A 20,224-nucleotide genomic window follows, 5' to 3' on the forward strand; every position below is an offset into this window, starting at 1 on the left:
ATTTAGCTCGCCAGCACGCTCAATTCGTGTTTGATGTTTGGGAAAATTGAAACCGAAATGCGTGTTATCGGATGGTGATTTTTGTTGATTTGCGTTTTATCTCTTTATTAATTGAGAGGACGCTCCTTGGAGGCATGTCTCATGGCTAAGAAGTTATATGTAGGAAACCTTCCTTTTAGTTGCACTGATGCTGAGCTTTCCCAAGCTTTTAATCAGTATGGAAATGTAATGAGTGCTCGTGTAGTTACAGATCGTGAAACAGGACACAGTAAAGGATTTGGTTTCGTCGAAATGGAACAAGAACCAGATGCCCTCAAGGCTGTTGAAAATTTAAATGGAAAACCATTTATGGGTCGTCCCCTCACTGTAAATGAAGCGCGCCCTCGTGAAGAAGGAAAACGTGAAGGTGGTTTTAATCGTCGTGGTTATGACGCAAGAACTTAATTAATAATTCTATTTATTTTAAGTTGATTTTTGAGATCTACAAATTAATGTAGGTCTTTTTTTATGCTTTCATTTTAAATTTATGAAAAAATATTTTTTAATTATTCATGGACAATTTTTTCAAAAATAATTTTAATATAAGGACTGTTAAATGGAAAAAATAAATTCAATTTTAGTAGTTTGCTTAGGTAACATATGCAGAAGTCCTTATGCAGAATATAAATTAAAGGAACTATTAAAAAATAAAAATCAACAAAATATAAATGTCTCTTCAGCGGGTATTTATGCCATGGTAGGTGAAAAGGCTCATGAATTATCTATCCAAGTAGGTCAAGAACGTGGTTTAAATTTGAATGCACATATTGCCAGACAACTTAATAATAAATTAATTTTTGAAAATGATCTTATTTTAGTTATGGATACAGCACAAAAAAATAGAATTGAAGAAAATTATGCAGCCGCAAAAGGTAAAGTAAGATGCCTCGGTGAATTTAGAAATCAATCTGTTCAAGATCCCTATGGAAAACCCTACTCCGCTTATGAGGAAATGGCTCATTTAGTTGATGATTGCTTAAATGATTGGGTAAATGAAATTCTAGTTTAGACCGAGTTTTCTAAACTAGAATGATGTGAGTTTGATTTTTTAATTAAGGTCTTATAGGTTCAGTTGCCTAGGCTCCAAAAATTTGTGTAGCAAAATAATATGTTTTATCTTTACCATTAATATTAAATGTTTCTTCAGTAATAATTACAACAGAGCCTTTATCAGTCAAATCATCAAAGGGTATTTCAGAATTTCCTAACGTAATTTGTTCGCCGCAGGGGAAATTGACATCATGATTTTCAAAAGCATTTTTTAATGTATCTTGAGTTGTGTCCTCATAATTATTTTTGTTATATAACACAACGATCTTGCATTTATTTTCTACATCAAGAATTTCGCCAGAATGTTCAGCTTTTGGTGAGTAAGATATATGGTAATTGTTACCAACTTTAGTGGGGTTAAAGGTAAATTTGGATTCTTTTTCTAAAGTTCCCTTTGTTAAATCGAGAACTCTTAAAGAAATTGGTTTGGGTTGAGGAGGTTCCTCTGAAGGTTTTGTTTTTTCTGGAGCAGCAGGTATATTTGCTGTAAGTTCAGCGAGTGCTTCTTGCAATTCTTGAGCAGTTTGTTGAGCACTTTCGAGAGCACTTTGTGCGAGCTTTAATTTTCCATCTTTTGCTTTTAATTCGTCATTTAGGCGATTAAATGCATCAGTTTCTTCTTCTGTAAGAAATAAATCGTTTGCCACAGTGTCATACTCTTTTTGAGCAGTCTCAACGGCCATTGCAAGAGTCCCATCCTTCAGGAGGAGCGCCTTAGCAGCATCAACTTCAGTCTGAGTAACATGTCTTAGTGTCTTATATGCAAAATAACTCGTCCCCTCTAAGGTAACAATTAAATAAGATTTTTGTGCTAAATTATAAAATGGCTTAAATTTTTCTCCAGAACTCATTATTCTTTCGCTACAATTTGTCCTTTCATTGATAAAAATACTGCGAAGTTGTTCTTGCGTCGGTAATATTTCAGTATTCATATCTTCAGGAAAAGGTAAAACTTTACAGTGAGAAGCTAAATTTAATGATCCTACAGCTTCTAAAGCAAAAATATTATTAAGGTAGCGACTTATTTCAAAGGAACTTGTCGATTTTACTTCAGCATGTGTTGTTAAAAGTTTTTTGACAGAATAAGGAAGCGTCTGTTTAGTTGCTTTTATTGATGCTTTTTTATTCATATTTCTGTTTGGAACTTGATTTGGCGTAAGAGCAGCTGCTTTAGCATCGGTTAGAGATTTTCCGGCACCAATCTCTGCAGTCATATGATAAATGGCAGATGCTCCATTTACAGTTTCTGCATTAAAATAAATTTCTTTACTATCACTCGTAAATTTTACATTTTGAGCAGAGGATACAATTTTATTATCTACTATATTTAGTGACAGAGGATTATCTGTTTCTACGTTATAGGTTTTTTCATCCATTGTGATTGATTTAATTTTAATGCTACATTTAAGATCAGAAAAATATGTAATATTTAATTGACTATGAGTTAATTTGAAATCTGGAAGCGAGATCGTACCACAAGTCACATTTCCATTTACTTCAAAAGGTGTATCTACAGGAGTACCAGTTACTCCAGAAAAACGCGTCGTAAGAACTGACTTTTTCTTATCATCTTGAGATATTTTTGGTATATTTTTATTATTTTCTTTACAACTATAAACGGCAGAAAAAGCAATACTCATTCCTGCAATAAATAAACTTTTTTTTAGCATAAAAAACTCCTTTTATTATATTTAACAAATCCCAATGTTTTTTATAAAATATAGATTAAATTTTAATTCTATAAAAAATTCTAGTTTAGATTGAATTTTCTAAACTAGAAAAATATGAGCCTCATTCTGTTAACAGCTTGTTTACATACAGCTTATGTAAGGCGCTGGATTATACGGTTTCTGGTGGTGTGTTTGCGTTAAGTTCTTCTAGTGCTGCTTGCAATTCCTGAGCTGTTTGTTGAGCAGTTTGGAGTTCACTTTGTGCGCGACTTAATTCTTGCTCTTTTGCTGTTTTTTCATTATTTAGTTCAGTAAATTCATCAGCATGTGAGTCAAGGGTTTTATCGCCTAAATTTTCTATCGCAGTGTCAAGCTCTTGTTGAGCACTCGCAACGGCTTTTGCAAGACGCGCTTCAGGAATGAGGAGCGCATTAGCAGCATCAACATCAGCCTGAGTGACATTTCTTAGCATTTTATGCGGAAAGTAATTTGTTCCTTCTAACGTAACAATTAAATAAGAGTCTTTTGATAAATCATAAAATGGTTTAAAGCTTTCATCAGACATTATTTTTTCGCTACAAGGTTTTCCAGTATTAAAAATAGCATTAAGTTGTTCTTGTGTCGGTGATGATCCAGTATCATTAACGAAGGGTAAAACTCTACAGTGAGTTGCTAAATTTAATGTCCCTATTGATTTTACTGCAAAAATATTATCAGCATAGTGCTTTACTTCAAAGGAGCTTGTAGAGTTCACTGTAGCATTCATTTTGAAAAGTTTTTTGACAGAAAAAGGAAGTGTCTGTCTAGGTGCGCCTGTTGGCGCTTTTCTATTCACATTACTGTTTGGAATTTGATTTGGCGTAAGAGCAGCTGCTTTAGCATCTGTTAGAGATCTTCCTTTGCCAACTTCCGCGGTCATATGATAAATGGCAGATGCTCCATTTGCAGTTTCCGCATTAAAGTAAATCTCTTCCTCAGCATACGTAAATTTTACATTTTCAGCAGAGGATACAATTTTATTATCGACTATATTTAATGTCAGAGGTTTACCTTCTTCCGCGGTATATGTTTTTGTATCCATCATGATTGATGTAATTTTAATGTTACATCTAAGATTAGAAAAATATTCAATATTTAATGCAGCATTAGATAATTTGAAAGGAGGAAGTTCAGCAGTACCACAAGTTACATTTCCATTTACTTCAAATGGTGTATCTACAGGAGTTCCTGTAACTCCAGAAAAGCTAGCAGTAAGAACTGACTTTTTCTTACTATCTTGGGATACTTTTGGTGTGTTTTTATTATTATCTTTACAACTATAAACAGCAGTGCAAGCAACGCTCATTACTGCGATAAGTAAATTTTTTTTTAGCATAAAATACTCCTATCTATTAATAAATAATATTTGTAATTAATTAAAATTAACAATTACAAATATTATTTATTAATTATAATTTCTTAAATTATAAGTCAATTATATTATTTTTAAATTTATACAAATAAATATAAAATACTATAATAAATAAATATGATCGTCGTGTTTTAATATAATTATAATATTATATTAAAAATAATTTAAATAATATTATTATATAATATAATCATAATTTTAAATTAATAAGAAAGTAAAAATCCATTTTTTTTAAAAAAATGGAAATTGAAAAATAAACTATTTTTAATTTATTTTTCAATATTTAATGATGTTTATCCAGAATTTTTTTAATAGTCAGTAATGATTTAAAATCAACTTTTCTTTTTTTTGATAGATATTTATATCAGAATGAAAATATCTTTGTGATGACATTGAGCCTAAAAATATTCTTAACAACATGTAATAATTTATAAATTTTTTTATAATTGGAAATTAAATGGTTTTTATGATATTTATACATTTAATTTCTCAAATTCGGGGTTGAATTTGAATTTCGCATTAAATAAATATCCATTGGAAATTATTCATGACTCATAATAAGAAAAAATTTAGAGAAAATTTTATAGATTTAAAAGATAGTTTTTTAAGGTTTTCAATACCATGGCTATGTGCTGTCACGGCCTCATTTTTAGCATGCTATACGCAGTTTGTGAAAGACACACCTACAACCCACTTTAATGCTTTATTTTCGTTACTTATTGGAATTCCTTTTTCGCTTGGAGTGACTTTATTATTTGAAAGTAAAAAAATAAAAAATAGTCATTTTATAGCCGCTATTCTATCAGTATTAGTTATTACTTCCCATTTTTTAATCACAAAATCAGAAACAAACAGCAATTACTTTGTCAGCAATCTTTCTGTTTTGCTTATTTTTAGTTCATTTTTTTCTTTCGCACCTTTTTTAGAACGTGCAGGATGGCATGGGTTTTGGAATTTCAATTATATTCTCTTTCAACGTTTTGTATTATCATTTGTTTATTCAGGTTTTTTATCATTGGGATTTATTTTTGCACTCCTTATTTTAAAATTCATAATCAATATTTCCATTGATGAATCTTACTTTATGTCATCTCTATTATTCTCATTTATTGGTTTCAATATTTTATTTTTTGTAATAGGTCTACCTAGAAATTTTCAAGAACTCAATAAGACCCCTGAATATCCAAATTGGTTGAATATCCTAATTCAAAATTTAATCATTCCATTTACTTTATTATATAACGCGATTATGTATGTTTATTTGGCAAAAATTTTATTTTCCTGGAGTCTTCCCGAAGGAAAAATAGGCTGGTTGGTTTCCTCATTGAGTGTCTTAGGAATTATCTGTCATTTTTTTCTTAAGCCTTTAAAATTTGAGGAAAAGAAAAAATGGTGTATATTTTTTGAAAGATATTTTTATATTTTATTACTCCCCTTATTATATATGCTATTTGTAGGATTATATTCAAGAATAAATGAATACGGAATTACAGAAAATCGGTATTATCTATTTGCATCTGGTATTTGGCTTGTTTTTATTTGTCTTTATTTTATAATTTCAAAGTCCAAAAACATAAAAATAATCCCAATATCGTTATCTATTATTTCCTTATTAACTTCTTTTGGTCCCTGGAGTGCATCTCATGTGGCACTTACGAGTCAAATAAGCAGCTTCAAATCGATATTGGAAAAAAATAAAATACTTGTGGATGGAAAAATATCTTCTGCTTCTCACGAGATATCATTCGACGAAGAAAAAAGAATTAGTGGAATAATCGATTATATTATAGATTTTCATGATTTTAAATCTTTCAGCTTGCTTTTACCTTTAAATGATTTTAATGAAATCTTAAGAAACAAAGATTTAACTGATAAGAGTCAGATTAGTCATATAAGAGATTCTTTGCTAAATAAAATGAATTTAAAATACATTTCCAAATGGAAAGAAAAAAATGGAAATGAAATAGAGTTGCGATCTACGTCATTTCCTCGTTTTCAAAGTATAAATGAATTTCAAAATTTTTTAGGTTTTAACTTGAATGAATCAAATTCTAGTTTAAGTAATGATCATATTAAAATTAACCTGAATAATCAAAATTCATCTTTAACTTTGTATAAATATGATAAAGAATTAATTGATATACCTTTAAGTACATTTATAAGAGATACAAAAAAATTATCTGAAGAACACAATTATATGGAAGAAGATTTTTATGTCATTTTAAATGCAAAAAATAAAAATGCAAAGGTAAAAATATATTTTGAATCAATAGATTATATAGAGAATAGAAATTCAATTGATATCAACTCATTAAAGGGTTTTATGTTTATTCAAGAAAAATGAAATATTAATAAATCTATTTTGCCCTATAATTTTTTTTTAATTTTAATTACAAATTTTTTAGATAAAAGTTAAATAGATTATATAATTGACAATTGAAGTGAATTAAATTATGTAATCTATTGTCAATACTAATATGCATTATTTTTTTATTATAACTTCCTATTTTAGGAGAATTTTATGAAAAAAATTGAATTAGAAAGTTCTGCTATGTCTAATTTGATTCCAAAAATCACTAAGAAAAAATAAATTATTTTATTTTTAAAATAATTGAAAAAGGAGGTTTGCAATTTTGTATTCCTCTTTTTTATTTTATAAGAAGGGATATTAATGGAATATATTATGAATGAAAATATTTTCATAGTATTTAAAGATAACAATACTATCTGATCCGAGCCACATAAATTGGACACATTGCTATGCCACCATAGATTCAAAATCCTTTGGACTCAAGTAACCAATTTTTGAATGTAACCGTTCTCGGTTATAATAAACCTCTATATATTCAAAAATATGATTTACTGCTTCACTTCTAGTCTGGAATTTCTCTCCTAAAATTGCTTCAACCTTAAAGCTATGATTCCAGCTTTCGATTGCCGCGTTGTCAAAACAATCACCTCGTTTACTCATACTACAAATGAGAGAATTATCCTTAATCAATTTCTGATAAATAGTTGAGCAGTATTGACTTCCTCTATCAGAATGAACGATAACGCCAGTTGGATAACCTCTTTTTCCTAAAGCCATTTCAAGTGCATTAACAACAAGTATTGCTGTCATCCTGTCTGATATAGACCAGCCAATAATCATTCTTGAGTAAAGCTCCATTACTGTTGCAACATAAATCCAGCCTTCTTCTGTCCAAACATAGGTAATATCGCAAACCCATTTATGATTTGGAATATTCGCTTCGAAATTCTGTTCAAGAAGATTTGGAGCCACAGGTAATGAATGTTTACTATTTGTTGTTGCTTTAAACTTTCTTGCGGCTTTTGCTCTCAAACTTTTTGCCTTCATTAATTTTGCAACATGGTTAACGCTTACAAGAATTCCTCCTTTTTTAAGCCGCCTTGCAATTCTGCGATAATCAGCTCGTCGATTTTCTTTCAAAAAATAAAATTCGATTTTTTCGGACAAAAAATTATTTCTTTGCTTTCTCTTTGTAATTGGCTTTGAGAGCCAATGATAATATCCACTTGCAGAAACCTTTAAAACGCGGCACATTGTTATAATAGAATACTCCTCCTCTAAGCGGGCATTTTCACGTTTTAATCTTGAATATTCTGCTTCTTGGAGCTTTTTATTTTCTAAAGGTTGGCCACATTGATCTCGTTTGGTACGCCAAGAATAAAGCATTGGTGATGGGATATCGAGATCTCTGGCTGCCTGAGCCACACCAACCTTATCTGATAAGGCTAAAGCCCTGTCCTTGAATTCAGGGCTGTACTTTTTACGAACACTTTTCTGACTTGAAACCTTATCTTTCATCAAACACCTCGCTAAAAATTGCGTCCAACAAACCTGGGTCAGATCAGTATCTATGGTGAAAAATTTATTTAAAGTTTTAACTTTTTCTCATATTTCAAAGTGAAATGACGATGATATAACCAAGTTGGTATAATTTTAATTAATTTTTATCAAGATTTAACTATGAGTAAAATTTTAAAATTTATTTTAATAATGATATTAATTTTAACTCAGCAATTCATATACAGTGCTGGGTCTTATTTAGTTTGCACAGATGATAGAGGAAAAAGTAGATGGGCAAGACCAAGTACGCATGAAAATTTTAAATGGGTAAGTAAAAGTACATTTGGATTTAAAATAAGAGGTATTTTTAGAATTAGAAATGACTCTGATCCCTATGTTGATGAAGAAGTCGAACATATTTTAAATAGAATTAATAACAATAAATTATCTGCTAAAGAAGACGGAATAAAAATCTGTGAAACTTTAGTTTCGATATGCAAAAATACTTTTGGTAGACAATATAAGTCTGTTGGCGTGAGTTCTAGTAATTCCAAACCTCCTAGAGAGATATTTTTGATTAACGCCAACGGAAAAATATGCACTGATAATATTAATCTTCAAAATTACAAAGACTATTTTATTGTTAGAACAGATAATAATAAGCAAATTCTTAGGGATTTTATTCGAGCAATAGATATTTCAAACAATTTTAAGTTTGAAAAAGCAGATAAATATCTCAATCTTGAAAAGATTCTTCCTTTAAGTGGCGATTATTATAAAGTGGATATTAATCCAAGTAACGGCGAATTTCGTGATGCAAAAAGAATTATTGTCGATTGGAATTCGGGAAAAAGGTGGATGACATTGGATCATTATCATAGTTTTATTCCTTTGTACCCTCCTGTAAATACAGATTATTTTCCCTAAATAAATTATTTTTTCCAATTTTTTATCTATTGACCAGCAAATATTTCCTACTGTCATTTATTTGGCTGTTTTAGGATTTATGAATTGAATTTATTATTTCTCAATGATGTGACGTCACATCATTGAGTTTAGCAGAATTAGGCTTGCCCAAGCTTTAAAACCTTTTGAAATTCGTCAAAAGTAGGTGTTTTTTCGAAAGTTTCTCTCTTTTTAAAGTCAATTCCTTGTAAATAATGCTGTAAAAGATCACCAGCAAGCCACAAACCAAAAATAGGAGGAAGGTAGCTAATTGTTCCAAGCATCACGCGTTTGTGTTGGCACGCACCAAATTCTTTTTCAATGGTGGGGCAAATGCACTGCCATTCTGTACCGGGGACAGCTTGTTCGGGATCGATGGCTTCCTCTGTAGAATAAACAACGCGCACACCGCTGGTGATTCCCACTTCCCTCAATTTCAAGCGAATTTGCTTAGCAAATTTATCTACTTTGGTTTCTGAGATATCGGCACATTTGATTTGTGAGGGATCCATGCGGCTTGCGGAGCCCATGGAGCTCCAAATGGGAATATTTTTATTTTTACAGCGAGCAATGAGATCGACTTTGGGAATAAGGGTGTCAATGCAATCAATAACAGCATCCACAGGTTGTCCTGCAAGTCTTTCCGCTTCTTCAAAAATAAAGTCGCCCTTATCAGGGTGATGATGCTCGTCAATGCCATGGTAGATTGCAAGGGGGTTTATTTTTTGCAGTCTATCAACCAGAAGTTGAACCTTTTTTTTACCAACGGTATCTGTGAAGGCATGAATTTGCCGATTGACGTTGGTAACGCAAACTTCGTCGTGATCGACAAGTGTGATTTTCCCTACGGCTGAACGCGCAATGGCTTCGGCTGCATAGCCTCCGACTCCGCCGGCTCCGACAATGAGAACATGAAGATTTCTAAAGCGGCCGAGTCCTTCTTTTCCCACAAGAAGTTCTAATCTGCTAAAACGGTGATTTCGGAATGCCATGGAATGTCCTTACTATGCAAAAAAGTAAACAAGCTTTTTTCAGCTTTTATCTTTATTAATGTATAAAAATTTAGAAATGCAATTCATTTTTTAATTATTCAATGAGATTTTGTGGTGGTTTCTGGATATTGAGCTTTTTCCATCCTTTAAAAGTGCGTACTAAAATAACCGCAACTCCTAAAAGGAAACAGGGCACAGAAATAAGCCATCCTAAGAAGGGTATGAGGCCAAAGAGCCAGGCAAGAGCAAAAAAGAGGACAGAAAACCAAAAGGTTTGAATTTGCCAGCGAAAATGCCCATCCAACCAACTTCCTTTTGCTTGGTGACGAAATAGGTAGCACATAAGGAGTGGGATTAGGGCAAATAACCCGGCAGTAAATATAGAAACCAATTGCAAAATATAAACTGCTGTAACGATATTTTGTGTCGAATTTTTAACAGGCACATGGGAGCTTGAATTATTAAAGTAATTATTATGTTGCATATTCATCCTCAGACAGGGCAGATGTGGCGCCCACATGTTTTGAACTATAGCGTGGTTCTGAGGGTTTTGAAAGAACTTCAGAGAGCCTTGCCATTTCTTCAGAAAGATTTTGGAAGGCGCCTAAGAGGCTCCATTTATCGGATTGTTCTAAACTTTGAACATTTAAGTTTTCTAATTGAATTTTAACTTTTTCTAAATTATCGCTGATGTGTTTGATATTTGTTTTATTTATATTTTGCTTTGAATCATTTTTTTCTTTAGCAAGACTATTTGAAACAATGTTTCTTAACGATTTCACACTGACACTGGAAGGAAGCGCTTCGATGATTTTGTTTCGTTCTTGCGAAGGAACGGGAAGTAACGCTTTGAAATGTTCAAATCCAAAATCTGTTCTTTGCTGCGAATAGGTTTCAAATTCATCGGCAACACGAATATATTGATTTGCAGTAGTATAGTTCATATTTAAATTTTCATCACAAAAATTTTTCCATCCCACTCTGTTTCCTTCATAAAAGCGCTCTTTAATTTCTCCAATTAATTTTCCTTTTAAAAAGAAGGCTTCAGTTTGTGCATTGTCAATGCGATGTAAAAGTGAAATGTATTCGTTTTTATCCCACTTGTTTCTTTCTTGTTTGAGGCGGTCAAAATTGTATTGAATTTTTGTTACGGTAAATTCTGCATCTTTACTGTGCGGAGTTTCATTAAGTGGTTTGGTATTTAATTGGTAATCTTCTAAAACTTCAGTATTTTTATTTTGCACATTTTCAACTAAAAGAGGTTTTTCTTCTATGGTGATATGTTGTGGAGTTATTGTTTTCGTTTCTATTTTTTCGGCTACAGGTTGTTCAGGCTCTGTCCGTGAAAAAAGTCCACGAAGTGCTTTTTTAGGTTTTGAAGTATCCATTTGGTATTTTCCTTTCATTTTTTTAAGAAATTAAATTCTCAAAGTATTTTATAATCTGTTTTTAATTTTAAATGATGTGACGTCACATCAAATTATTCGACAGTAGTTTCTATATTCTTATTTGCTGTCACATCGGGTGTTATTTGCGAGATATTTTGTAAACAGATTTCTTTGCTTAAAGATAAGTAATCTTCAGCTCCAGTGCAGGAAGGATCGTAAGTTAACACAGATTTTCTTGCTTTAACGGCTTCGGCAAGTTTCACATTTTGTCTAATACATGTCTTAAAGACACAGTTACTTAACAATTCGATATTCATAACCTTATCAACAATTTCTCGAGAAAGTTTTGTTCTTGAGTCAAACATCGTAACAACCAAACCTGTGATTTTAAGTTTTGGATTTAGTTCTTCTTTAATGAGACTGATAGTTTCTAATAATAAATTTAAACCATCAAAAGCAAAAGGATGTGCTTGTAATGCAATTTGTACTTCATTTGCGGCATTTAAGGCATTCACACTGAGCAAGCCCAGACTGGGTGGAGTATCAAGAATAATAAAATCATATAAGGAGTGCAGAGGAAGTAACGCCTTTTTAAGTCGATTTTCGCGACCAATTTCTCCGGCCATTCTGCTTTCAAATTCGGATAACTCAATAGAGGCAGGAGCAATATGTAAGTTTTCATATTGAGTTTCAAGAATGACATCTTCTAAATTTGTTTTTTTAGGTTCAACTAATAATTCAAATACACTTTTTTCTATTTCACTGGTGTCAATGCCAAGGCCTGTTGTCGCATTGCATTGGGAATCGAGATCGACTACTAACACTCTCTGTCCTAATTTTGCTAATCCAGCCGCAACATTGATGACTGTTGTTGTCTTACCGCACCCTCCTTTTTGATTACAAACAGATATAATCCGCACGCTTTGGGGCTTATCATAATTTTTTGTTATTATTTTTGGAATATTAGATTTTGTTGCGCCAATTCTTTTTACTTTTTTTTCTGACATTTAGACTCCTTAATGAAGACAAATTGCGATTTGTGACGTTGTGATTGTGGAATCGTTTTTAAATTATGCTTAATATGCAAAAGGTTTTGCTTCCCTTTAAAGAAGAAAAGCCTTTTATATTATACCTTGCAAATAACCAGATTGTTCTGCTGTTACTTGCTAAGTAACATGCCACAATAACGTCAAAATATTGACAGGCGGAGTTTAGCCCATTCTTAAGGAACTATCATGTTTTACCCACGATTATTTTCTATTTTAGGGTTTTTAAGTGTTGCTTTGGGAGCTTTTGGTGCTCATGGTCTTAAAAATAAAGTAACAGAAGCTATGCTAGAAAATTGGAAAACAGCAACATTATATCTTTTTATCCATGTTCTTGCGGGATTGATTTCCTTTTATGTCACAAACAAAAAAAGATCACAATTTTGCTTTGCCAGTGGTGCTATAATTTTTGCAGGATCTTTATATTTACTCGTTTTATTAAATATACCGATTCTAGGAGCAATCACTCCGATTGGAGGAAGTTTGTTCTTGTTAGGGTGGGCATTTCTATTTTGGGATGTGAAAAAGCAAATTTCAAAATAACGGGCTGTTTACTTGGCTGAGGATTTATGGAAAAAGATAAAAAAAGAAAAGATGACACCCCTAAAAAAGAGAATTTGACACAACGTTTTGTATCAAAATTATCCTATTTCTTGACGCGAAGCTTTTATTTTAAGGGTAATCAAAATGTTCATGTTCAAGAAAAAACTTATCACTGGTTTAGTGTTTTAAGCCTTACAGGAGTTGATTATTTTTCTACACTGGCTTACCAGCCTGGCATTGCTTTAATGGCTGTAGGAGCTATGGCTCCTTTTTCATCACTTCTTCTTGTGCTTGTTACTTTATTTGGTGCGGTTCCTACGTACCGTGAAGTGGCGAAAAGATCCTATACTGGTCAAGGTTCCATTGCCATGCTTGAAAATTTATTAAGCGGATGGAGTGGCAAATTTTGTGTTTTAGGATTAATTGCCTTTGCCGTAACGGACTTTTTTATAACGATGACTTTGTCCGCATCGGATGCCGCAGCGCATATGGTTGAAAATCCTTATATCAATCAATTTGTAGGTCATAACAATTTAAGTGTAGCCATATGTATGCTTTTAGCTTTGGGTGTGGTCTTTTTTATAGGCTTTAAAGAAGCCATAGTCGTCGCTATTTCTTGTACTATACCTTTCTTATTTTTAACATTAATAGTTATTATCCGTTCTGTTTTTGTTATTATTAAAGAACCTGTATTGCTATATAATTGGATGTCTGAACCTATTTTTAAAACAGATTGGTTTGGTTTATTCATTATTTCTGCCCTCGCCTTTCCGAAGCTTGCTCTGGGTTTGAGTGGTTTTGAGACGGGTGTTTCTGTTATGCCACTCATAAAAAATAATACAAAAGAACATCATAAAGAGAATGAGCATATTTCATATGTTCCTTTAGGAAGAATTAGGGGTACAAAAAAACTTTTGCTTTGTTCTGCCTTAATTATGTCTGTTTATTTAATCACCTCAAGTATTGTGACATCGGTATTATTAAAACAATCTCAAGTTGTTGACGGCGGAGAAGCAGCAGGGAGAGCTCTTTCTTATTTAGCACATAAATATTTAGGTGATATATTTGGTACATTTTATGACTTTTCGACGATTATTATTCTTTGGTTTGCAGGTGCTTCGGCTATGGCGGGACTATTAAATATTATTCCTCGTTATTTGCCACGCTTTGGAATGGCTCCGCAATGGGTTGCTTTAAGGAGACCTTTAGTCGTTATAATTACTTTTATCAGCATACTCATTTTAATTGCATTTAAAGCAAATATCAATGCACAAGCAGGGGCTTATGCCACAGGAGTATTAGCACTCATTTTGTCGGCAGCAATTGCTGTTACTTTGTCGCTTAAAAAAGAAAATAATTTTAACCCTTCAGGTAGATTAAAATTAAAAATATTATATTTTGGTTTTGTTTCTTTAGTCTTTGCTTTTACTTTGGGCGATAATATTAAGGCACGTCCTGATGGTCTTATTATTGCATGTCTCTTTTTTATATTAATATTGCTTGCAAGTGCTGTGAGCCGTTGGCGTCGTGCTTTCGAATTGCGCGTTGAGTCACATAATATCGTGGGAGGCACATCGGAAGTTTTATGGAATCAAATTAAAAATAAAAAAGTGAATTTAGTTCCTATTTCTTCAGGCGATAAGAAATGGTTTAAACGCAAAGAAGAAAAGATTAAAAAATATTATAAAATTGATGAGCCTTTAGCATTTCTCGCTGTTTCTTTAAGAGATGATCGCAGCGAATTTAAAACCCCGCTTGTCATTAAAGTATCGCGTATGTTTAATAATACGAATAATTTTTTAATTGAAGTGTCGGGTGCAGTCGCTATTTCAAATACGGTTGCTTATATTAGCGAACAAATCGATCCCATAGCTATTTATTTAGGCCTTGCTCGAAAAAATGCTATGGAGCAAGCTATTTCTTATGTTTTATTTGGAGAAGGTGAAATTGGAATTTTGACCTATAAGGTTCTTGTTCAGTATTGGGAATCAACCGAAGAAGATGATGTGCGGCCTGTTATCTTTTTAATGTCTGAGTAATTTAAATCATACATTAATTAGGTTAATTTATTTTATCTTATATAGTTTATTTGTTTAAATTCATTAACAATTATTAAATAAATAAACTGTATTTAAAGTATTATGATAATATTTTTTTGCTTCATTTTCGATTTCGCTCTCTAGCCATTTTTGAGGAACGGATTCTATAATAGGGATTGCCACTGTTGTGATTTTTTGTTCATGGCATTGTTGAATGAATGATTGAATTGTTTCTCGCATAGATTCCTGTTTTAGTTTCTCTTGCCAATTATTTCGAATGGTCATTGTCATAATATGATTCGTGCCAAATAAGGCATTTATTTGATAATGGTAACAGCGATAAGGTTCTAAATGTTTTCTTAAACAGGCTCTTGCATAATCTCTATAATAATCAGGCCAAATTCTTTTGATTTTTTTTGATAACAGATCGTGGCTCAAACCTATACTATTTACAGGATGAGCAACTGCTTCGGGATATAAATCAAAAATGTTTTCAACAATTTGAAATAGCATTATGACTCCCTTATTTTTGTAAACGCATAGTAACAAAATGAATTATCATTGATAATAAAGAAGCGCTGCCTCCTACCCATAAACCATAGCCCACTCTTATTTCTTTTGCTGATAAAGAAACAACACCAAACATTTCTACAGGTAGGCTTTGAGCAATCACAGTTTGATAAGCAATGCGAATTATTTCATAGCAATAAAATGTAAATAATGTAATTGATGCCAGAAAAGCTAAAAATAAAAAAACTTTTCGAATTTTATCTGTTTTGAATATGATGAAATTAAAAATAATGAGGCATAGAGCGCTTATAAAAATAATGTAGGTTGGTTTGCCACCAATATCAATCCCTGTTTTCGAACCCACCCCATAGGACATCCAAGGTAACAGAGGAGCCAGTAAGGTGACAAAAGCGAGGATAGTAATAGTATAGAATTTGATTGCATTTACTTTTGTCATAGCATCACCTGTCATCGTACTTTTTTTTATGAAGCAGCAGAAAACTCTCTAACTGCCATTCAAAGCTACCATAATTCTATTTTGAGGCAAAAAGAAGATTTTAACCTCCACGAAGAAGTAATTTTGGTGTGCTATATGACGTTTCTAAGAACTTTTTGCCACTGTAGGTCGAGCTAAGCCATGTTGTATTTGTGCGAAGATGTTCCCATACGCTTTCAAGAGAATTTTTCTGTGAATTGTAAAAGCAAAGTTGTACGCATTGGGGTGTTGTTACAATGAGGGGGTCTTTTCCTTGGACAACGTCGTGGCAAGACATAATCGTACTTTTTATTCCCCGTTCAAAGGAAGAAGAGGGTTTCCAGTAATAAATAGGCCCATGCTGCGCTTGAAATCTTTTTGAATAACGTAATTCTAAAAGAATGAAATCGTTTTGCATGGGAAGTGGAATCTTGCCAGAAGAATCGGCGAAACAAAATAAATCGTGGTCACCATATATTTTGATTCCTGGGGCGCTGCGTAAATACAAAAAGGGTTCATCAATAATCACTGTATGGCTAAATTTTCCACCTTTCTTGTAGTGTGGATTTTCTTCAAAATATTCTTGCGATCGGGATTCAAACTGATGTTTTACTTTCACGAGATTTGTCTGGTGATTTGTTAAAATCTTGTGTTTTACGGTTTGGTAAACGGTATTCCAGAGAAGCTCAGAATATCTTCTAAATTCGTTAAGGGTTCTGACATTTTGAGGGAACGGTTTATAATGGACAACAGCACCAATATCATGTCGTGTGATTTTGGGATGCAAAATATGATCTTCAATCTTGCTGGTTTTATTTTTAATTTCCTGGGGTTTTGTTGGATGTCCCGCTTCATTGTTCATAAAAGCAACTAATGATGTTGGTCTTGTTACAATAGAAGTATTATTTTTCTTAGCAATAATAAAGGATTCTTGAATAGCTCCTTTGACCATATTTTGAAGGATATATTCTTGTTCTGCATATTTTTGCAAAGTTTGTAATGGGAAATGAATATTACAAAGTTTGTTTTCAAATAAATCTCTGTCATATTGAATATCTTGATCTGGAAAATGGGATACTTGTACAACTGTGCCAAAGGAATTTTTTCTAAATGCCATCCATAGCCTCTCAGCAATAAAATAATTTGATCCTTATTTTGTTTTCAAAAATATTTTTTCTAAATAAATTTATTTAAAAACTAACTCATTTTTGAAAATCGCAATAACATATTTTTTATGTTTATTTTTTTCAATGTTGTAATATATAAAATTTGATTTTATTATTTATGACAATTGGTTAGGCTGAGATTTATTTTTTTTGTAGATGAAATTAATGATCAAGAAGAATTGAGAATGGTGACAAGGAGTGGACTTGAACCACCGACCTGAGGATTATGAGACCTCCGCTCTAACCAGCTGAGCTACCCTGCCACAATCGTGAATGAAGCAAATATTATGATACCTGATAAAAGTCAAGCTTGCATAAGGGGAATTCCATCGAATAAAAAATACCCCTCCATACCTCTTCTATACAGAGGAGGAATCCTCTCCGGAAAGGGTTTCTTGTTTTTTGGTTTTACGCACGACTTTTGCTTTATTTGTCGATTTTTTCTCTGCTTTTTTAGGAGCTTTCGTCTCATCTTCGCCTAACAAGGCTTTGCGAGAAACAAATTTAAATTCAAAATTTCCATTCTCTTTTAAGTGAAGAGCGGCGGCAAAAGGTCTTCCTTTTTTAGACTTAAAGTCGGCAATAGGGGGGGTGGATCCTGTTAAAATAAAAGATTTGTAATCTTCAAGGCTCATTTCTCGTCCGCAAAGTATCCGTGGCATTCGTGAAATAAGGTTTTTTTTAGGCTTAGTTTTTTTCTTTTTGGGTTTTTCCTCAGAATTGTCTTCAGAGGCCTTTTTCTTTTTGCCTTTTTTGGGCTTTGCTTCTGCAGTTGTTTCAGGAATTTCAGGTGTTTCTATTTTTACACCAAATTCACATAAATAGGCATTTTCTGTTACTTTGACGAGTCCAGGCATTTTTAAAAATGTTTCAGGCATTTTTTCTTCATGTAGGACAACAATGTCATGCCCTGTTGCGGATTCCTTTGGGGTTCCATCAGCCTCGCAAAAAATAATGCCTTTAATAGGAGAAAGGGTTAAATATTCTTCATAATGCGAGGTGCCTGCTGAGTTGCTAAATTCGAATGGTCCCACAATTTTTTTGCTCAGAACCTCTTCAACAATGCTTCTGTCGATATAGCGTTGGTTTTTTTCTTTCCAAATAATATAGGTGCATTCCCCTTCTTTTTTCTCTTTGCTATTGCCTGCAAGATTGCACTTGTAGCCCCAAAAGCCTTCAAATACTTTGCCTTTTTGGCATTGCGGACAACCTCCCAGAGGAGGGTCATTCTTATATATGGCGTCGTATTCAAAGCTACGCGCTTTATGTACTATTTCTGTTGTAAAATCGAACATTTCTTGCATGAAGTCGGAGCGTTTTTTTTGTCCCTTTTCCATTTTACGCAAATCGAATTCAATTTCACCAGTGAGTTCGACTTTGGAAAGGGTGTCAACGGGAATACGACTGAGGACGTCGACCAGGCGGATGCCCTTGGAAGTGGCTCTTAAACTTTTGCCGTAGCGGCTGACATATTCTTTCGCAATAAGATTTTCGATGATTTCTGCTCGTGTGGCTGGAGTGCCAATCCCTTTATCTTTAAGGACTTCCGCAATTTCTTCATCGATCACCGATTTTCCGCAATGCTCCATAAGCGACAGCAGTTTTGCTTCGGTTAGGCGTGCGGGGGGTTTGGTCGCATTGGTTTGCGGTGTCATGCTTTCGGACTGAACGGGAGTGACGGCTTCAGGATTTTTTTCGTTTAGTTTGGGAAGCTTGCTTTCCTCTTCGGTATCGAGACCGTAAACTTCTCTCCAACCGGGCTCTTGTAAATCTTGTACGCGTGTTCTAAATTGTTGCGCACCTACTTTAGTAATTCGTTCGACCTTTGCCCAAACAGCATGAGGCATAAAAGCCGCAATAAAACGTTTTAAAACGAGATTATAAATGCGTGCGTCGTCACCATCTAATTTTTCGGAAGGAAAATGACCTGTAGGGATAATGGCAAAGTGATCAGAGACAAGACTATTATTAAAGATACGTTCTTTATTTAATAATCCTGATTTTAATATTTTTTTACATGCACTGGTAAATTCAGTAGGAATTGCTGAAAATTCCTTTAAAATTTCATTGACAGAATTGACATAATCTTCAGGAAGGTAACGCGAATCCGTACGAGGATAAGTTAACAATTTATGTTTTTCATACAGTCTTTGTGCCGCTTGCAAAGTTCGTGAAGCGGACATGCCAAGTTTTCGATTCGCTTCTCTTTGCAAGAGGGTTAAATCAAAAAGTTGTGGAGCAATTTCTTTTGATTCTTTTCTTGTTTCAGAAGCCGTTGCGCTCTTCTTATGCAGGGAAAAATCGTTTAATATTTCATCAAGGCGTTCTTGTGAAAATATGCGATCTTCTTTTTCAGAATAATATTGGAGATCGTCTTCATCCACAGCGGTTGGTTTTTTAAAGTGGGGATCATACCAAACACCCGAATATTCGTGGGTCGCAGTTGAAAACCGACCTTCTAAAGTGAAATAAGGAACGGGTCTGTGTTTTAAATGTTCCAATTCTCTTTTTGCAATAAGAGCAAGGGTAGGGGTTTGAACGCGTCCTACAGACCAAACACCTTTTGTGTTTCTTGTTTTCAATCTTTTTGTAACAGCGCGGGTGGCGTTCATTCCTATGAGCCAATCGCTTTCGGCGCGGCATCGTGCGGCATCACCGAGATTGTCATATTCAGAGCCAGGTCTTGCTGTATTAAATTCTTTGCGGATGGACTGGGGGGTCATGCTTTGTAGCCAGAGACGTTTGATAGGTTTTTTTTGCCCACAGAAATCAAATATTTCTCTAAATATGAGCTCACCTTCACGGCCGGCATCGCAGGCATTTATAAATCCCACAACTTCTGATTTTTTGGCGAGACTTTTTATTTGATTGAGACGTTCTGTTTGACCTTTTTTAGGTTTGTATTGAAACTCGGAAGGAAGAATAGGCAAATCCTGGAGAAGCCAGCGCTTGTATTTTGGATCCAATTCTTCAGGTTCCAGGAGTTCCAGAAGATGGCCTACAGCCCAGGTGATGTCGTATTTTGGAGACTCATAGTAGTCGCCTTTTTTTTCAAATCCACCAAGAGCTTTTGCGAGATCCCCAGCTACTGATGGTTTTTCTGTTATGACGAGCCACTTTGAAGCTTTATCCATATATC

At 33.4% G+C, this 20,224-nt stretch carries 17 protein-coding genes and 1 tRNA gene; 6 read left to right on the top strand and 12 right to left on the bottom strand.

The features are described 5' to 3' along the window. The first annotated feature begins 141 nt into the window (after positions 1 to 141). The gene (locus tag AXG55_RS01385; protein WP_148696363.1) at positions 142 to 444 is read left to right on the top strand and encodes an RNA recognition motif domain-containing protein; all 303 of its coding nucleotides are present in this window, start codon (positions 142 to 144) and stop codon (positions 442 to 444) included. 151 nt (positions 445 to 595) lie between these two features. Beyond that, positions 596 to 1,048, top strand: a complete 453-nt coding sequence (locus AXG55_RS01390) for a low molecular weight protein-tyrosine-phosphatase (protein WP_148696364.1) — start codon at positions 596 to 598, stop codon at positions 1,046 to 1,048. 67 nt (positions 1,049 to 1,115) lie between these two features. Here AXG55_RS01390 and AXG55_RS01395 read toward each other — a convergent pair whose 3' ends face one another. Both AXG55_RS01395 and AXG55_RS01400 read right to left on the bottom strand, forming a co-directional pair. After that, positions 1,116 to 2,759: a hypothetical protein gene (locus AXG55_RS01395; RefSeq protein ID WP_148696365.1), complete on the bottom strand. Its 1,644-nt coding sequence runs from the start codon at positions 2,757 to 2,759 to the stop codon at positions 1,116 to 1,118. Positions 2,760 to 2,928: 169 nt separating this feature from the next. Then, positions 2,929 to 4,134, bottom strand: coding sequence for a coiled-coil domain-containing protein (locus AXG55_RS01400; RefSeq protein WP_148696366.1), 1,206 nt, complete (start codon positions 4,132 to 4,134; stop codon positions 2,929 to 2,931). A 583-nt stretch (positions 4,135 to 4,717) separates the two neighbouring features. On the opposite strand from AXG55_RS01400, the gene AXG55_RS01405 reads away from it, so the two are divergent. Beyond that, the gene (locus AXG55_RS01405; RefSeq protein WP_148696367.1) at positions 4,718 to 6,514 is read left to right on the top strand and encodes a DUF4153 domain-containing protein; all 1,797 of its coding nucleotides are present in this window, start codon (positions 4,718 to 4,720) and stop codon (positions 6,512 to 6,514) included. Positions 6,515 to 6,928: 414 nt separating this feature from the next. On the opposite strand, the gene AXG55_RS01410 is transcribed toward AXG55_RS01405, so the two are convergent. Further along, positions 6,929 to 7,999 carry an IS3 family transposase gene (locus tag AXG55_RS01410; RefSeq protein WP_148696368.1) on the bottom strand — a complete coding sequence of 357 codons (1,071 nt, stop codon included), beginning with the start codon at positions 7,997 to 7,999 and terminating at the stop codon, positions 6,929 to 6,931. Positions 8,000 to 8,161: 162 nt separating this feature from the next. On the opposite strand from AXG55_RS01410, the gene AXG55_RS01415 reads away from it, so the two are divergent. Continuing rightward, positions 8,162 to 8,908, top strand: coding sequence for a ribonuclease domain-containing protein (locus tag AXG55_RS01415; RefSeq protein WP_148696369.1), 747 nt, complete (start codon positions 8,162 to 8,164; stop codon positions 8,906 to 8,908). Positions 8,909 to 9,045: 137 nt separating this feature from the next. Here AXG55_RS01415 and AXG55_RS01420 read toward each other — a convergent pair whose 3' ends face one another. From AXG55_RS01420 to AXG55_RS01435, 4 genes are all read right to left on the bottom strand, one after another. Continuing rightward, positions 9,046 to 9,918, bottom strand: a complete 873-nt coding sequence (locus AXG55_RS01420; RefSeq protein ID WP_148696370.1) for a tRNA threonylcarbamoyladenosine dehydratase — start codon at positions 9,916 to 9,918, stop codon at positions 9,046 to 9,048. Positions 9,919 to 10,012: 94 nt separating this feature from the next. Next, positions 10,013 to 10,402, bottom strand: a complete 390-nt coding sequence (locus AXG55_RS01425; RefSeq protein ID WP_148696371.1) for a DUF4870 family protein — start codon at positions 10,400 to 10,402, stop codon at positions 10,013 to 10,015. Next, positions 10,392 to 11,306: a hypothetical protein gene (locus AXG55_RS01430; RefSeq protein WP_148696372.1), complete on the bottom strand. Its 915-nt coding sequence runs from the start codon at positions 11,304 to 11,306 to the stop codon at positions 10,392 to 10,394. The genes AXG55_RS01425 and AXG55_RS01430 overlap by 11 nt, the downstream gene beginning before the upstream one ends. A gap of 92 nt (positions 11,307 to 11,398) precedes the next feature. Then, positions 11,399 to 12,313: a ParA family protein gene (locus AXG55_RS01435; protein ID WP_148696373.1), complete on the bottom strand. Its 915-nt coding sequence runs from the start codon at positions 12,311 to 12,313 to the stop codon at positions 11,399 to 11,401. A gap of 228 nt (positions 12,314 to 12,541) precedes the next feature. On the opposite strand from AXG55_RS01435, the gene AXG55_RS01440 reads away from it, so the two are divergent. Both AXG55_RS01440 and AXG55_RS01445 read left to right on the top strand, forming a co-directional pair. Continuing rightward, positions 12,542 to 12,895, top strand: a complete 354-nt coding sequence (locus AXG55_RS01440) for a DUF423 domain-containing protein (protein WP_148696374.1) — start codon at positions 12,542 to 12,544, stop codon at positions 12,893 to 12,895. A gap of 26 nt (positions 12,896 to 12,921) precedes the next feature. Beyond that, positions 12,922 to 14,934 carry an APC family permease gene (locus AXG55_RS01445; protein ID WP_148696375.1) on the top strand — a complete coding sequence of 671 codons (2,013 nt, stop codon included), beginning with the start codon at positions 12,922 to 12,924 and terminating at the stop codon, positions 14,932 to 14,934. A gap of 63 nt (positions 14,935 to 14,997) precedes the next feature. Here the strand turns inward: AXG55_RS01445 and AXG55_RS01450 are convergent, their stop codons facing one another. The 5 genes from AXG55_RS01450 to AXG55_RS01470 all read right to left on the bottom strand — a co-directional run bounded on the left by AXG55_RS01450 (position 14,998) and on the right by AXG55_RS01470 (position 20,219). After that, on the bottom strand, positions 14,998 to 15,447 hold the full coding sequence (locus tag AXG55_RS01450) for a macro domain-containing protein (RefSeq protein WP_148696376.1): 450 nt from the start codon (positions 15,445 to 15,447) through the stop codon (positions 14,998 to 15,000). A gap of 10 nt (positions 15,448 to 15,457) precedes the next feature. Next, entirely contained in the window at positions 15,458 to 15,901 is a 444-nt protein-coding gene (locus tag AXG55_RS01455) for a hypothetical protein (protein ID WP_148696377.1), read from the bottom strand. A gap of 100 nt (positions 15,902 to 16,001) precedes the next feature. Beyond that, positions 16,002 to 17,036, bottom strand: a complete 1,035-nt coding sequence (locus AXG55_RS01460) for a hypothetical protein (RefSeq protein ID WP_148696378.1) — start codon at positions 17,034 to 17,036, stop codon at positions 16,002 to 16,004. 235 nt (positions 17,037 to 17,271) lie between these two features. Next, positions 17,272 to 17,348 (bottom strand) — tRNA-Met (locus tag AXG55_RS01465). 96 nt (positions 17,349 to 17,444) lie between these two features. Then, positions 17,445 to 20,219, bottom strand: a complete 2,775-nt coding sequence (locus AXG55_RS01470; protein ID WP_148696379.1) for a DNA topoisomerase 3 — start codon at positions 20,217 to 20,219, stop codon at positions 17,445 to 17,447. Positions 20,220 to 20,224 lie beyond the last annotated feature (5 nt).

This window comes from Silvanigrella aquatica (genome assembly GCF_001907975.1).
Lineage (GTDB): Bacteria > Bdellovibrionota_B > Oligoflexia > Silvanigrellales > Silvanigrellaceae > Silvanigrella > Silvanigrella aquatica.

What these genes read in the sequence shown, in the direction of transcription:
- AXG55_RS01395 (WP_148696365.1), bottom strand. Translation starts at nt 2,759, where the DNA reads ATGCTAAAAAAAAGTTTATTTATTGCAGGAATGAGTATTGCTTTTTCT.
- AXG55_RS01450 (WP_148696376.1), bottom strand. Translation starts at nt 15,447, where the DNA reads ATGCTATTTCAAATTGTTGAAAACATTTTTGATTTATATCCCGAAGCA.
- AXG55_RS01415 (WP_148696369.1), top strand. Translation starts at nt 8,162, where the DNA reads ATGAGTAAAATTTTAAAATTTATTTTAATAATGATATTAATTTTAACT.
- AXG55_RS01425 (WP_148696371.1), bottom strand. Translation starts at nt 10,402, where the DNA reads ATGCAACATAATAATTACTTTAATAATTCAAGCTCCCATGTGCCTGTT.
- AXG55_RS01455 (WP_148696377.1), bottom strand. Translation starts at nt 15,901, where the DNA reads ATGACAAAAGTAAATGCAATCAAATTCTATACTATTACTATCCTCGCT.
- AXG55_RS01405 (WP_148696367.1), top strand. Translation starts at nt 4,718, where the DNA reads ATGACTCATAATAAGAAAAAATTTAGAGAAAATTTTATAGATTTAAAA.
- AXG55_RS01390 (WP_148696364.1), top strand. Translation starts at nt 596, where the DNA reads ATGGAAAAAATAAATTCAATTTTAGTAGTTTGCTTAGGTAACATATGC.
- AXG55_RS01440 (WP_148696374.1), top strand. Translation starts at nt 12,542, where the DNA reads ATGTTTTACCCACGATTATTTTCTATTTTAGGGTTTTTAAGTGTTGCT.
- AXG55_RS01435 (WP_148696373.1), bottom strand. Translation starts at nt 12,313, where the DNA reads ATGTCAGAAAAAAAAGTAAAAAGAATTGGCGCAACAAAATCTAATATT.
- AXG55_RS01430 (WP_148696372.1), bottom strand. Translation starts at nt 11,306, where the DNA reads ATGGATACTTCAAAACCTAAAAAAGCACTTCGTGGACTTTTTTCACGG.
- AXG55_RS01420 (WP_148696370.1), bottom strand. Translation starts at nt 9,918, where the DNA reads ATGGCATTCCGAAATCACCGTTTTAGCAGATTAGAACTTCTTGTGGGA.
- AXG55_RS01470 (WP_148696379.1), bottom strand. Translation starts at nt 20,219, where the DNA reads ATGGATAAAGCTTCAAAGTGGCTCGTCATAACAGAAAAACCATCAGTA.
- AXG55_RS01385 (WP_148696363.1), top strand. Translation starts at nt 142, where the DNA reads ATGGCTAAGAAGTTATATGTAGGAAACCTTCCTTTTAGTTGCACTGAT.
- AXG55_RS01445 (WP_148696375.1), top strand. Translation starts at nt 12,922, where the DNA reads ATGGAAAAAGATAAAAAAAGAAAAGATGACACCCCTAAAAAAGAGAAT.
- AXG55_RS01460 (WP_148696378.1), bottom strand. Translation starts at nt 17,036, where the DNA reads ATGGCATTTAGAAAAAATTCCTTTGGCACAGTTGTACAAGTATCCCAT.
- AXG55_RS01410 (WP_148696368.1), bottom strand. Translation starts at nt 7,999, where the DNA reads ATGAAAGATAAGGTTTCAAGTCAGAAAAGTGTTCGTAAAAAGTACAGC.
- AXG55_RS01400 (WP_148696366.1), bottom strand. Translation starts at nt 4,134, where the DNA reads ATGCTAAAAAAAAATTTACTTATCGCAGTAATGAGCGTTGCTTGCACT.